This window comes from Streptomyces cinnamoneus (assembly GCF_002939475.1).
Taxonomy (GTDB): domain Bacteria; phylum Actinomycetota; class Actinomycetes; order Streptomycetales; family Streptomycetaceae; genus Streptomyces; species Streptomyces cinnamoneus_A.
The window spans coordinates 4,612,982-4,626,304 of record NZ_PKFQ01000001.1 but is presented as its reverse complement, the minus strand read 5'-3'; the positions used below and the strand labels follow the sequence as shown (position 1 = coordinate 4,626,304).

At 73.1% G+C, this 13,323-nt stretch carries 13 protein-coding genes; 5 read left to right on the top strand and 8 right to left on the bottom strand.

The annotated features are described in order from the left end of the window. The first annotated feature begins 341 nt into the window (after window positions 1–341). Entirely contained in the window at window positions 342–2,786 is a 2,445-nt protein-coding gene (locus tag CYQ11_RS20840) for a DEAD/DEAH box helicase (RefSeq protein ID WP_207793750.1), read from the top strand. A gap of 107 nt (window positions 2,787–2,893) precedes the next feature. Further along, on the top strand, window positions 2,894–3,748 hold the full coding sequence (locus CYQ11_RS20835; protein WP_099201307.1) for an alpha/beta fold hydrolase: 855 nt from the start codon (window positions 2,894–2,896) through the stop codon (window positions 3,746–3,748). A 21-nt stretch (window positions 3,749–3,769) separates the two neighbouring features. Here the strand turns inward: CYQ11_RS20835 and CYQ11_RS20830 are convergent, their stop codons facing one another. Beyond that, on the bottom strand, window positions 3,770–4,552 hold the full coding sequence (locus CYQ11_RS20830; RefSeq protein ID WP_099201308.1) for a VOC family protein: 783 nt from the start codon (window positions 4,550–4,552) through the stop codon (window positions 3,770–3,772). Between the two features lie 178 nt (window positions 4,553–4,730). Then, window positions 4,731–5,684, bottom strand: a complete 954-nt coding sequence (locus tag CYQ11_RS20825) for an NYN domain-containing protein (RefSeq protein WP_099201309.1) — start codon at window positions 5,682–5,684, stop codon at window positions 4,731–4,733. Window positions 5,685–5,822: 138 nt separating this feature from the next. Between CYQ11_RS20825 and CYQ11_RS29675 the strand changes: the two genes are divergently transcribed. Next, window positions 5,823–5,975, top strand: a complete 153-nt coding sequence (locus CYQ11_RS29675; protein WP_099201310.1) for a DUF8834 family protein — start codon at window positions 5,823–5,825, stop codon at window positions 5,973–5,975. An 83-nt stretch (window positions 5,976–6,058) separates the two neighbouring features. On the opposite strand, the gene CYQ11_RS20820 is transcribed toward CYQ11_RS29675, so the two are convergent. The 4 genes from CYQ11_RS20820 to CYQ11_RS20805 all read right to left on the bottom strand — a co-directional run bounded on the left by CYQ11_RS20820 (window position 6,059) and on the right by CYQ11_RS20805 (window position 9,183). After that, window positions 6,059–6,664: a MarC family protein gene (locus CYQ11_RS20820; protein WP_099201311.1), complete on the bottom strand. Its 606-nt coding sequence runs from the start codon at window positions 6,662–6,664 to the stop codon at window positions 6,059–6,061. Between the two features lie 183 nt (window positions 6,665–6,847). Further along, window positions 6,848–7,729, bottom strand: a complete 882-nt coding sequence (locus CYQ11_RS20815; RefSeq protein WP_099201312.1) for a PHP domain-containing protein — start codon at window positions 7,727–7,729, stop codon at window positions 6,848–6,850. Between the two features lie 117 nt (window positions 7,730–7,846). Further along, complete coding sequence (locus tag CYQ11_RS20810; protein WP_099201313.1) at window positions 7,847–8,488, bottom strand: DUF6758 family protein; 642 nt, start codon at window positions 8,486–8,488, stop codon at window positions 7,847–7,849. A 98-nt stretch (window positions 8,489–8,586) separates the two neighbouring features. After that, complete coding sequence (locus CYQ11_RS20805; RefSeq protein WP_099201314.1) at window positions 8,587–9,183, bottom strand: suppressor of fused domain protein; 597 nt, start codon at window positions 9,181–9,183, stop codon at window positions 8,587–8,589. A 504-nt stretch (window positions 9,184–9,687) separates the two neighbouring features. On the opposite strand from CYQ11_RS20805, the gene corA reads away from it, so the two are divergent. Further along, the gene (corA, locus tag CYQ11_RS20800; RefSeq protein WP_099201315.1) at window positions 9,688–10,797 is read left to right on the top strand and encodes a magnesium/cobalt transporter CorA; all 1,110 of its coding nucleotides are present in this window, start codon (window positions 9,688–9,690) and stop codon (window positions 10,795–10,797) included. Window positions 10,798–10,838: 41 nt separating this feature from the next. Here the strand turns inward: corA and CYQ11_RS20795 are convergent, their stop codons facing one another. Next, window positions 10,839–11,828, bottom strand: coding sequence for a DMT family transporter (locus CYQ11_RS20795; protein ID WP_240003578.1), 990 nt, complete (start codon window positions 11,826–11,828; stop codon window positions 10,839–10,841). Between the two features lie 36 nt (window positions 11,829–11,864). Between CYQ11_RS20795 and CYQ11_RS20790 the strand changes: the two genes are divergently transcribed. Continuing rightward, window positions 11,865–12,371, top strand: a complete 507-nt coding sequence (locus CYQ11_RS20790) for a hypothetical protein (RefSeq protein WP_099201317.1) — start codon at window positions 11,865–11,867, stop codon at window positions 12,369–12,371. 79 nt (window positions 12,372–12,450) lie between these two features. On the opposite strand, the gene CYQ11_RS20785 is transcribed toward CYQ11_RS20790, so the two are convergent. Beyond that, complete coding sequence (locus CYQ11_RS20785; protein WP_099201318.1) at window positions 12,451–13,200, bottom strand: hypothetical protein; 750 nt, start codon at window positions 13,198–13,200, stop codon at window positions 12,451–12,453. Between the last annotated feature and the right edge of the window lie 123 nt (window positions 13,201–13,323).

The following is a 13,323-nucleotide window of genomic DNA, read 5'->3' as shown; positions in this document are numbered from 1 at the left end:
CGGGGCTCCAGCGGATGCCCGGTCGGTGGCCCGATCGGCTTCCACACAACCGACCGCCCTCCACGCGGTACGTACGAGACGTATGCACCGGGAGGGATCCGCTCGCGGCACGTGTGCTCGAGCGAAGGCAGTGGTCCCGCGCCGCCCGGCCCCATCCTGTGGCCGGCTCAGTACCCAGGCGCGGTCAGTACGTTCCCCACGTACGACCCCCTTCGCCGCCTCGCGCCGCGTCTCACAGAAGAGGCAAGACTCTGTCTACATTCCGCGAACTCGGGATTCTGTCCGAAACCGCCGAGGCGCTCGAGGCCGTCGGCATCGTCAATCCGTTCCCCATCCAGGAGATGACGCTCCCGGTCGCCCTCTCCGGCTCCGACGTCATCGGCCAGGCCAAGACGGGTACCGGCAAGACCCTGGGCTTCGGCCTCCCCCTGCTGGAGCGCGTCGTCGTCCCCGCGGACGTGGAGGCCGGGCGTGCCAAGCCCGAGCAGCTGACCGACGCCGCCCAGGCGCTCATCGTGGTCCCCACCCGTGAGCTCTGCCAGCAGGTCACCAACGACCTCCTCACCGCCGGCAAGGTCCGCAACGTCCGCGTCCAGGCCATCTACGGCGGCCGCGCCTACGAGCCCCAGGTCGAGGCGCTCAAGAAGGGCGTCGACGTGATCGTCGGCACGCCCGGCCGGCTGCTCGACCTCGCCGGCCAGAAGAAGCTCAGCCTGGCGCACGTCAAGGCGCTCGTCCTGGACGAGGCCGACGAGATGCTCGACCTGGGCTTCCTGCCCGACGTCGAGCGGATCATCACCATGCTGCCGGCCAAGCGGCAGACCATGCTCTTCTCGGCCACCATGCCGGGCGCGGTCATCTCGCTCGCGCGGCGCTACATGTCCCAGCCCACCCACATCCGCGCCACCTCGCCGGAGGGTGAGGGCCAGACCCACGCCAACATCACGCAGCACGTCTTCCGCGCCCACAACATGGACAAGCCGGAGATGGTCTCCCGCATCCTCCAGGCGGAGGGCCGCAACCGCGCGATGATCTTCTGCCGTACGAAGCGGACGGCCGCCGACATCGCCGAGCAGCTCACCCGTCGCGGCTTCGCCTCCGGCGCGGTCCACGGCGACCTGGGCCAGGGCGCCCGCGAGCAGGCGCTGCGCGCGTTCCGCAACGGCAAGGTCGACGTCCTGGTCTGCACCGACGTCGCCGCCCGCGGCATCGACGTGGACGACGTGACGCACGTCGTCAACTACCAGACCCCCGAGGACGAGAAGACCTACCTCCACCGCATCGGCCGCACCGGCCGCGCGGGCAAGTCGGGTACGGCCGTCACGCTGGTCGACTGGGACGACATCCCGCGCTGGAAGCTGATCAACAAGGCGCTGGACCTGCCGTTCGACGAGCCGGAGGAGACGTACTCCACGTCCCCCCACCTGTACGAGCTGCTGAACATCCCCGCCGGCACGAAGGGCATCCTGCCGCGCTCCGAGCGCACGCTGGCCGGCCTCGCGGCCGAGGAGATCGAGGACCTGGGCGAGCCGGGCGGCCGCGGACGCGGCCGTGACGGCCGCCGTGACGGCCGCGCCCGTGTGGAAGAAGAGCGTCCGGCCCGTACCCGCACTCCGCGCCAGCGCCGCCGCACGCGCGGCGGGACGGACCTGGCCCAGGCGACGGACGCCCCCTCGACCGAGAGGACGACCGCCGAGGCGCCGTCCGGCGCCCCGGAGACGCCTGTGCGTCCGCGTCGCCGCCGCCGCACGCGCGGTGGCTCGGGTGCCGCCGCGTCGACGGCTCCGGCCGCCACGGCCGTGCTGGAGGCCGTTCCCGCGGCCGCCGCGCCGGTCGCCGAGGCCGCCGCTGTGGTGGAGCCCGAGGCTCCGGCCAGGTCCCGGCGTCGTCGGACGCGGGGTGCGGCTGCCGCCGAGGCCGTCGTCGAGACCGTAGAGGCCGTCAAGACCGTAGAGGCCGTCGAGGTCGTCGAGGTGCCGGAGACGAAGCCGGCGCGCCGTACGCGTGCGGCCAAGGCCGTCGCCCCGGTCGAGGCCCCCGAGGCCACAGAGGCTGTGGAGGCCGTGGAGGCCGCTGAGGCCAAGCCGAAGCGCACCCGTACGACGAAGGCCACGGCCGCCAAGGCCGAAGCCGCCGTCGACACCGCCGAAGCCACCGAGGCCAAGCCGAAGCGCACGCGCGCCAAGAAGGCCGTCGCCGCTGTCGAGGCCACCGAGGCTGTCGAGGCCGAGGCCAAGCCGAAGCGCACGCGCGCCAAGAAGGCCGTCGCCGCCGAGGCCCCCGAGGCCGCGGAGGCCGCTGAGGTCAAGCCGAAGCGGACCCGTACGACGAAGGCCGCCGCCGCCAAGGCCGAAGCCGCCGTCGACACCGCCGAAGCCACCGAGGCCAAGCCGAAGCGCACCCGCGCCAAGAAGGCCGTCGCCGCCGCCGAGGCCCCCGAGGCTGTCGAGGCCGAGGCCAAGCCCAAGCGGACGCGCGCCAAGAAGGCCGTCGCCGCCGCCGAGGTCACCGAAGCCGTGGAGACCGCTGAGGTCAAGCCCAAGCGCACCCGCACCGCCAAGAAAGCCGCCGCCCCGGTCGAGGCCCCCGAGGCCGAGATCCTCGCGGAGGCCAAGCCCAAGCGGACGCGCGCCAAGAAGGCCGTCGCCGCCGCCGAGGTCACCGAGGCCGCGGAGGCCGCTGAGGTCAAGCCCAAGCGCACCCGCACCGCCAAGAAGGCCGCCGCCCCGGTCGAGGGCGGCGAGGCCAAGCCGAAGCGGACCCGCGCCGCCAAGGCCGACGCGTAACGGCGTCCGCGGAACACCGAGCCGACGGCCGGTCACCCTTCGGGGGGCCGGCCGTCGGCGTACGCACTCCCGCCGTCCGGCCGGCTCCGGCGCGTTAGCCTCGTGCCATGAGCAAGCCGCCGACCCTCACCTTGCCCGCGTGCGCCGACGCGTACCGTCTCCCCACCGAGCGCGGCGACTTCGCCGTGCACGACGCGCGCCCCGCCGGGGTCCCGCGCGGCACCGCCCTGCTCGTACCGGGGTTCACGGGCAGCAAGGAGGACTTCATCGGGGTGCTGGAGCCGCTGGCGACGGCCGGGTACCGGGTCGTGGCCGTCGACGGGCGGGGACAGCACGAGAGTTCCGGCCCGCGCGACGAGAGCGCCTACGCGCGGGGCGAACTGGCCCTGGACCTGCTGGCGCAGGCCGCGGCGCTGGGCGGCGGGGTGCATCTGCTCGGGCACTCCTTCGGCGGGATCGTCGCCCGGGCCGCCGTGCTGACCGACGCGTCGCCGTTCCGCTCGCTCACGCTCATGAGCAACGGCAAGGGGGCGATCTCCCCGATGCAGCAGGTCCGCACCCGGCGGCTGATCCAGGCACTGGCCGTGCTGGACATGGACGCCGTGTGGCAGGAGATGCGCAAGGAGGACGCGGAGAACGCGGCCGACGAGGACACCCCGACGGCGCTGGCGGAGTTCCTGTACAGCCGCTGGATGAAGACGACGCCCGAGCAACTCATGGCGGTCGGACGCCAGTTGACCACCGAGCCGGACCGCACGGCCGAGCTGGCGCGGGTGCGGCTGCCCAAGCACGTGCTGTCCGGGGCGCTGGACTACGCCTGGCCCGTGCCGGAGATCGACGCGATGGCCAAGGAGCTGTCGGCCCACCGCACGGTCGTGCCGGGCGCGGGCCACTCCCCCGCCGCCGAGCGCCCGGCCGTCACGGCCGAGGCCCTCGCGCTGTTCTGGGAGCTGGCCGGCTGACAGGGCGTACCGACCGCAGGTCTAGCAGGACGACCCCTCCGTCACGGTGAACAGTCCGCCCTGCGGGTCCCGGAGGGTCGCCTCCCGCCCGACCATCGTGTGCGACGGTTCGGAGACGACCGCGCCGCCCGCTCCCAGCGCCGACTCCACCGCCTTCTCGACGTCGTCGACGCGGAAGTACACGTGCCAGCGGGGCCGGATGCGCGGGTCGGGGTCCGCCTCGATGGCGCCGCCCCGGATGCAGGCCACCGTGGAGCCGCCGGCCCGCACGGTCACCGCCTCGTCCTCGTAGCGGACTTCGCAGCGGTCGGGCCGGTCGACGGCCCAGTCGAAGATCTCGCCGTAGAACATGGCCATGGCGAAGGCGTCGCGGGTGCGCAGCTCCAGCCAGGCCGGCGCCTCGCCGCCGCCGATGCGCCAGCCGGGCAGGTTCTCGCCCTGCCAGAAGCCGAAGACCGCCCCCGCCGGGTCGGCTGCCAGCACCACGCGGCCCTTGCCCACGGCCAGCGGGCCGACCGCGACCGTGCCGCCGCGCTCACGGACCCGGGAGGACACCAGATCCGCGTCGTCGATGGCGAAGTAGCAGGTCCAGGAGACGGGCACGCCCATGCGCGTCGCCACGTCGCCCATGCCGGCGGCCGGCTTCCCGTCCTTGAGCGCCACGGCGAAGCCCTCGCCCAGGGATCCCTTACGGAAGGTCCAGCCCATCACGGCGCCGTAGAAGTTCTGTGCCGCGGTGAGGTCACCGGTCAGCAGGCTCACCCAGCAGGGCGCTCCCAGCCCCGCGCGGTCCGTGGCCGCCATGGCCGATCGCCTCGTTTCTGCTGTCGAAGAACCCAGGATCGGTGGGAGGCCGTCCGGACGTGCGGCGACCACCCCCTGTTCAGGGTTCCACTCGCGTGTCGCCCGCGCATTCCGGCACGCGCGGACCACACCGGGTTCGTCACGCGGACGATTCAACGGTCCGCGCGCCGGGTCCCGGTCAGAGCTGGGCGCGCAGGTGGTCCCAGAAGCCGTCCCGCAGGGCGCGCCGCAGCTCCGCGTGGCCGCGCAGCGACAGCCCCAGCAGCGCCTCGGCCTCCACCAGCAGCTCCTGGTCGACACCGCCCGGCAGGTAGGGGTGCCCGGGCAGCAGCTCGGCCAGGGAGGCCCGGCCGCGCGAGCCCAGCCACTGGGCCGCCACCCGGGCGCCCACGAAGCGGACGTCCTCGCGGGAGGGCGCGGGGCCCTGGACGGCCCGCTCCTCGACGGGGGGCTCGTAGCCGGTGCGCCGCGTCACGTAGGGCTTGCAGAACTCGAGGTCGAAGGTGCGCTGGCTGTCGACCTCCCACAGCAGCGCCTCGGCCTGGTTGCGCCCGCCGACGGCCTCGATGCCCCACAGGTGGACGCGGGCGCCGTAGCCCTGCGCCGCCTCGACCGCCGAGACGAGGTCCTCGTCGCCGCCGATGAGCACCGCGTCGCTGATGGCGCGGTGACGGGCGAGGGACTCGAGGTCGGTGCGGATGAGGGAGTCGACACCCTTCTGCTGGTTGTTGGCGTTGAGGTTGCCCAGGCGCACCTTGACGTCGGGCAGCTCGGCGATGCCCTGCTGCTCGGCGGTGTGGATGCGGCGGCGGGCGCCGTCGTACCAGTAGACGCGCAGGAGCCTGCTGTCGGGGAAGATCGACCGCGCCTTGTCGATGAACGCCTCGATCAGCCCCTCGGCGTCGAGCTCGAAGGTCCGCCGGTCCTCGGTGCCGGTGACCAGGCGGCCGGCCGCGGCGTAGACGTAGCCGGCGTCGGCGAAGACCGCATGGGTGGCGGGGGTGGTGGCCACCTCGGCGAGGACGCGGGTGAGCAGCTCGTTGGTGCGTTCGATCCCCGCGGCGATCTCCGCGAGGTACTGGGGGCCGGGGCCGGTGCCGCGGCTTGGATCTACCGACCAGTAATTAGTCATGTCAATAATTTCTTTAGCGTAGGGAATGTTTGCCTCGGTCACCTCGTTGGACACATATGGAACGCACGGCAACGTCGCCGCGCGCGTCACTTTTCATGTGGGAGTTCTCCTCAGGAGGATCAGACGAAGGGAGAAGCCTTGCGCTTCGAGATCATGCGCCTGGACGACATCGACGGCGCCGCCGTCGACAGCACTGTCGTCGACGCCGCCTCCGTCAACCGGATCGTGCAGCAGGCCGCTCTGACGGGCCAGCGCATCTACATCCGCCCAGCCGACCCCACCGTCCGGTAACGCCTACCGGATACCACAGACACGACACCCCCGTACGGCGACCGTACGGGGGTGTTCCGCGTCACGCGGCGCCCGGGGCGGCGTCAGTGGGCGTCGATCACCTGGGTGATGCCGTTGATGATCTGCTGGACGGCCAGCGCGGAGAGCATCATGCCCGCGAGCCTCGTCACGAGCACCACACCGCCGTCCTTGATCACACGGATGATCAGCAGCGAGTTCCGCATCACCACCCACAGCACCACGTGCATCGCGGCGATCGCGCACCACACCGAGACCTGGGCCCCGAAGGAGTCCGCGTGCTGCACCGCGAGGATCACCGAGACGATCGCACCGGGACCGGCCAGCAGGGGCATCCCCAGCGGGACGAGGGCGACGTTGACGTCCTTCGTCTGGGTCGGCTCCTCGGACTTGCCCGTCAGCAGGTCGAGCGCGATCAGCAGCAGGAGCAGCCCGCCCGCGATCATCAGCGCGGGCGTGGTGATGTGGAGGTAGTCGAGGATCTGCTGGCCGCAGATGCCGAAGACGGTGATCACGCCGAAGGCGACCGCGGCCGCCTGCCAGGCCATCCGCTTCTGGACCTTGGCGGGGCGCCCCGCGGTGAGGGCGAGGAAGATCGGCGTGACGCCGGGGGGATCCATGATCACGAACAGCGTGAGGAAGAGGGATCCGAAGACAGCGATGTCGAACACAGTGAGGGCCTTGCGCGAGTGGTGCGAGTGAGGGAGGGGGAGTGAGGAGCAGGACGAGAGTGGATGCACCCACCACCCGTCCGTGCGCGAGGCAGCGGAGGTGCGAGGAGGTGCGAGGTACCGGCGTGCGGGCGGAGGAGGGCGCCGCACGCCTCATGGCGTACGCGCCGGGGTGAGGGCGGGTCAGCCGCCGGCGCCCGGGACGGGGAAGGCGCCCGTCGCGCGGCGCGTGATCTCGCCGTAGATCTCCGGGTCGGTCGTGAAGTCGCCGAGCCCGCAGGTCTTGCGGCTGCCGTGGTAGTCGCTGGAACCGGTCGTCAGCAGACCGAGGTCGGAGGCGAGGCCGCGCAGCCGGGCGCGGGTGGCGGCGTCGTGGTCCATGTGGTCCACCTCGACGCCGTCGAGTCCGGCCGAGGCCAGCTCGGCTATCGCGCTCTCGGACACGCACTGGCCGCGCTTGAGCGCCAGGGGGTGCGCGAGGACGGTGACTCCGCCGGCGGCCTTCACCAGGCGGATCGCCTCGAAGGGGTCGCTCTCGTGCTTCTCGACGTACGCCCGGCCGTCGCCCGCGAGCCACTCGGGCGTGAAGGCGTCGGAGACGGTGGCGACCACGCCCAGCTCGACCATGGCGCTGGCGATGTGCGGCCGGCCGACGGCGACGCCGGTGACCTCCCGCGCGTCGCCCGGGACGCCGGCGATCTCCAGCACCCGTTCCCAGCGGACCGGCACGCCGAGGTCGTTGAGCTTCGCGACCATGGCACGGGCGCGGGGCACGCGGTCGTCGCGCACCAGGTCGCGCTCGCGCGCGAACTCCGGCTCGGCGGGGTCGAAGAGGTAGGCGAGCATGTGCAGGCTGACGCCGTCGAGCCGGCAGGACAGCTCGGCGCCGGTGACGAGGGTCAGACCGGCGGGGAGGGCCGCGAGGGCCTCGGCGTGGCCGCCGACTCCGTCGTGGTCGGTCAGCGCGACGACGTCCAGCCCGGCGGCGGCCGCGTTGCGGACCAGCTCGGCGGGGGTGTCCGTGCCGTCGGAGGCCGTGGAGTGGGTGTGCAGGTCGATGCGCACGGCACGGGCTCCCAACGGCGGACGAACGGGCAGGACCGGTTCAGGATAACCGTCGTTCGAACAAAGCCCGGCGCTGACGAGGGGGCGAGGGGGCGCGCAGCGCCTTCGGACCGCCCGCTAAGGCGCCAGGATGCGCGGCGAGAGCGCCCCGCAGGGCAGCAGGTCCACTTCGGCCCCCGCGTCGCGCAGATCGGTGAGCACCAGTTCGTCGTACATCAGCAGTCCCGACCGCTCGGGCCAGACGACCGCCCACAGCCACAGCCCGCACGCCTCGCCCGCGAAGACGGCCCGGTCGTCGGGCGCGCCCTCGACGTTCCAGAGGGGGGTGGGGCGGCCGGCGGCGTGGACCTTGGCGTCGGGCGAGCGGTTGACGCACATGTGGGGGCCGGGGTCGGGGCCGTCGATGCCGGCGTAGCGCGCGCCGAGGCCGACGCCCAGCTCCTCCGCCACGAGGAGCAGTTCCCCGGGGCCGCCGAGCGGGCTGGGGCCCGTGCAGGCCACGGCCGTCGCCCGCCCTCCGCTGCGGTCGTCGCCCGCGCAGACCACGCCCGTGAAGAGCCAGCCGACGGGCAGCGGCCAGGGCATCCAGACCGGCACGTGGGCCCTGCCCACCACGACGCCCAGCGCTTCGACACTGGGCGGCACGACCGGTTGCAGAGGGTGCACGGTGCCGTGCACGGCACACTGCCAGGAGTCGGCGAAGAGACCGGGCGCACGCACCCGGCCACCGCACTTCGGGCAACTGGGTTCGCCCCTCATAGCCTCCAACGGTCCTACCAGGCCGCCCCCGCGTCAAGGACGATCACCCGTCCGGAGTCGGCACTTCCGTACGCTTCGGGCCTCCGGGCCCCATGCGATCAGTCGAGCGGGACGCCCGCCCGCAGCGGGTCGCGCAGGTCCGTGCCGTGCCGCAGCCACCGCTCCTGGAGGGCGGCGGCACCGTGGACGCGCTTCCAGGCGGCCTCGTTCGGGGTCATGGGCAGGAGGGGGAGGAACCGCACGGGGTCCCTCGGGTCGTCCAGCTCCAGGTCCGCAACGAGCCCGCCCGGCTCCGCGACGAGCACGGACGTGAAGGGCGCGTCCGGCCACAGCGGCTCGCCGGTGTCCAGGGAGGCGCCCGGCGCGACCACGACGCCCTCCACCTGGGGGGACGCGGCGAGCACGGCGAGCGGCCTGAGGACCTTGTCCGTGTCGGCGCGGCCCCGGCGGACGCTGAGGACCAGCTCGGCGCGGGGACCGCGCAGCGGGTCGGCGACGGCGGCCGTGGGGTCGCTCATCGGCTGGGCGGACATGCCGAGGGTGGCGTAGCGGACGACGTCGCCGCCGTCGTCGGCCCCGGGGAAGCGGAGGACCTCGATGCGGTCGGCGCCCAGGAAGGTCACCCCGGCGCGGGCGTCCGGTTCACCGAGGGCCGTCAGCAGCCGGGCCTCGACCAGTGCGAGAACGTCTGACATGCAGTGAGCATAGAACGCGTATCGAACAGGCAAAGGGGGGCCTTGACGCGGTGAGCGGCTGCTAGCCTTGACTCGCCTTGGCCTCTGGTCAGGGAGTGACGATCGTCCCTCAGCGGGGACCGGCCGGAGGAGGTGGGGCTGCGGTGGATCCTAGTCGACCGTGCAGTACCGACAGTTCTCCCGCCCTCCCGCTCCGGACGCACCTCACCCGGTGATCTGAAGCCTTCCGACGACCGGCACGCCCGCCGGCGTTCTTCACGGAAGTCCCTTCACGCCCGCAGCACTTGGCGGAAGAGCGCCTGCCTCTCACTTTGTTCCGTGTTATCTGCGTTCTCTGCGAAGTTTCCCGCGAACTGCCGTCAGCGCCCACGCATCGCACGAAGCGCCGCCCGATTTGCGGACGTATCTCCACGCGCCGGCCCGCGGCCGCCGCCCCACGTCTACGTTTCAGGCAGCGTTTGCGCCGTGCCCCGCACTGACGGCCGGCCCGTGAAGGAGCCAGCCATGTCGATGATCCGCGACCTGCGTGCCGCCGTCCGTCCCGCCCTGCGCCGGGTGCCCGTCCAGGGCGGCGGCTACGACCCCACCCGTGACCCCTCGGCGGGCAGCGCCGTCGTGGACTGCGCCGTCTACCGCGACGGCAAGCGCGCCAGCAGCCACGTCAGCCCGGCCGAGGCGATGCGGCGGGTGCGGGCCGACGGCGGCTTCGCCTGGATCGGCCTGCACGAGCCGACGGAGCACGAGTTCGCCGGGATAGCGCGGGAGTTCGGGCTGCACCCGCTGGCCGTGGAGGACGCCATCCACGCCCACCAGCGGCCCAAGCTGGAGCGGTACGACGACACGCTGTTCACCGTCTTCAAGACCATCCACTACGTCGAGCACGCCGAACTCACCGCCACCAGCGAGGTGGTGGAGACCGGTGAGGTGATGTGCTTCACGGGCCCGGACTTCATCATCACCGTCCGGCACGGCGGCCAGGGCTCGCTGCGCGCGCTGCGCCACCGTCTGCAGGACGACCCCCAGCTGCTGGGCAAGGGCCCCTCGGCGGTGCTGCACGCCATCGCCGACCAGGTGGTGGACGGCTACATAGCCGTCGCCGACGCCGTGCAGGACGACATCGACGAGGTGGAGATCGACGTCTTCTCCGAGCCCAGCAAGGGCTCGCGCCGGGGTGGCGACGCGGGCCGCATCTACCAGCTCAAGCGCGAGGTGCTGGAGTTCAAGCGGGCGGTCACCCCGCTGATGCGGCCGATGCAGCTGCTGAGCGAGCGGCCGATGCGGCTGGTGGACCCCGACATCCAGAAGTACTTCCGGGACGTCGCCGACCACCTCGCGCGGGTCCACGAGCAGGTGGTGTCCTTCGACGACCTGCTCAACTCGATCCTCCAGGCCAACCTCGCGCAGGCGTCCGTGGCCCAGAACGAGGACATGCGCAAGATCACCTCATGGGCGGCCATCTTCGCCGTCCCGACGATGATCGCCGGGATCTACGGCATGAACTTCGACTACATGCCGGAGCTGCACTGGAAGTACGGCTACCCAGCGGTCATGGTCGTCACGGTCGCCATCTGTGTGACCATCCACCGGGGCTTCAAGCGCAACGGCTGGCTGTGAACCGGCCCCCGAACGGGTGACGGGCGGCTCTTGGACCCGGGTCAGACCCCGGTCTCCGGCACGACGGCCGGCTCCTTCCGCCGGTCCCCCAGGACCACCAGCGCCAGGCCGGCCATGATCACGGCGAGGGCGGGGTAGGCCGCGGCCGCCGGCAGCTGGCCCAGCCAGAGCGCCGCGATCAGGGCCGCGCCCGGCGTCTCCAGCAGGATGGCCGTGGACGTGACGGACGGCCCCAGGCCCTTCACCACGCGGTTCATCAGGGAATGCCCGAGCAGCTGCGCGGTGAGCGTCAGCAGGGCCAGCTTGAGCCAGGTCCGCGGGTCGTAGCCGCCGAGGGAGGCGCCGGAGGCCAGGCAGACGGCCAGCAGCAGCACGGCCGTCGTGCCGTAGCAGACGTAGCTGTACGCGAGCGTGCTCGCCGTCCGGCGCACCTCCGCGCCCAGCAGGACGTACCCGGCCCCCGCGATGCCGCCCGCGAGCGCCAGGGCGTCGCCGGCGAGGGCGCGCGGGGACATCGACAGGTCGACACCGGTGAGGATCAGCACGCCCAGGAAGGCCAGGGCGGTGCCCGCCCACACCAGCGCGGGCGGGCGGTGGCCGCTCAGGCGCAGGAGCAGCGTCGTCCAGACGGGGGTGGTGGTGACCAGCGCGGTCGAGGAGGCGACCGAGGTCATGTGCAGGCTCGGCAGCCACATCCCGAAGTGCAGGGCCAGCAGGGCCCCGGCGGCGACGGCGAGCAGCGCGGGACGACGGCCGATGCCGGACAGTTCGGCGCGGCTGCCGCGGCGCAGCAGGACGAAGGGCGTGAGCGCGCCCACGGCCATGGCGTTGCGCCAGAAGGCGATGGCCAGGGCGGGGGCCGCGGTGGCGGCGATCAGGGGGGCCGAGAGGGAGACCCCGGCGACGGCCAGGGCGAGCAGGAGGAGGTCCGCACGGACGGCCGCGGCGGAGGCGGGCACCGGCGCGCTCCGCGGGACGCGGGGGGCCTGGGAGGTCGGTAGCGCGTCGCGTCGCGTACGGGCAGCACTCACGTCCTCAGCGTAGGGGGCGCGCATAAGGTAGGGCTCATGACGATGACGCAGGCGCTGATCGAAGAGGCCACCAAGAAGTCCGGTCTCATCTGGGTGCAGGGCCCGGCCGGGCCCAGCCGGGCCCTGTGGCACGTCTGGCACGAGGGCGCCGCGTACGTCGTCGGCGGCCCCGGCGAACAGCCGCTGGACGGGCTCGGCCTGACCGGGGGTGCGACGGCGACCGTCACGGTGCGCAGCAAGGACAAGGGCGGCCGGATCGTCTCGTGGACGGCGGCCGTCACGGAGCTCGCGCCGCGCGAGGAGGCGTGGACGGCGGTGGTGGCGGAGCTCAAGGGGAAGCGGCTGAACGCGCCGGACGCGGAGGGGCTGGAGGAGCGGTGGGCCGGGTCCTGCCGGGTGCTGCGGCTCGCGCCGACGGGGGCGTCCTCAAACCTTCCCTCGGACTCGCTGGCCGCGGTCCCGCTGCCGACGCCGGCGACGACGCGGCATCCGATGCCGGCGGCGCTGCCCAAGCTCCTGAGGAGGGGCCGGAAGGGGCGTTGATCCCCCCCTGCCCGCTCCTCGCCGTGACCGGGGCCCCGGCCACCGGGGCCTTGGGCCCTCCGTCGCCGGACGGCCGGGGTCAGGCCCCCGGGATCTGCAGCTGCTTGCCGTAGTCGACCGTCTGTCCCTTGTCCGGCACGGCGAGCGCGAAGTCCTTGCCCCAGTCGCCCAGCTCCAGCTGGCCCGCGCCGCCCGCGCGCTGCACGCGCACGGGGTAGGGGGTGCCGGTGAGGGAGACGTCCAGCGTGCCGCCGGCGCCGCCGGAGCCGGTGACGTGGATCGTGCGGACGCCGCCGACGGTGCCGTGCGCGCCGCGGGCGAGCTTGCCGCGCAGGCCGATGAGCCCGTCGAGCAGGACGTTCTTGTCGGTGAAGCCCTTGAGCTGCTGGTACGAGGGGTCGTCGGCGGGCACCTTGACGTACTTGTCGTCGAGCTTGCCCGCGGCGGCCGCCGGGTCCGCCTTGGCGGTGGGCGACGGGGAGGAGCCCCGGGACCAGAAGCCGGCGGGGGCCTTCAGGTACAGGTCGTCCCCCACGCGCAGCAGCTCGAACGCGGCGGCGCCGGAGGAGGAGACCCGGCCGGCCCCGCCGTTGTTCTTCAGCCGCATGTCGATGCGGTACGTACGGCCCTCGCTGACGATGTTGCCGGACAGGTGGACGGCCTGGGCGCCGCGCGCCGCCGTGCGGGCCTTGTCCTGGATGGCGGCGGGTTCGAGCTTGCCGACGCCGTTGGTCCCCGCGTCGGGGTCCTCGGTCCCGCCGCAGGCCGTGAGCACCGCGGACAGGCCCACGCACAGGGCCCCCACGAGAGCCGCGTTCCGGGTTCGCACCTCTGCTCTTGCCTCCTGTTACCGGTGGGATACGGCAGCGTACCCGGGCCGCCCGGGAGCGGAAGTCAGGAGTCCGGACGGCCGTCTCTCCCGCGCCAGGGCGAAGCCGGTCACGTTAGCCTG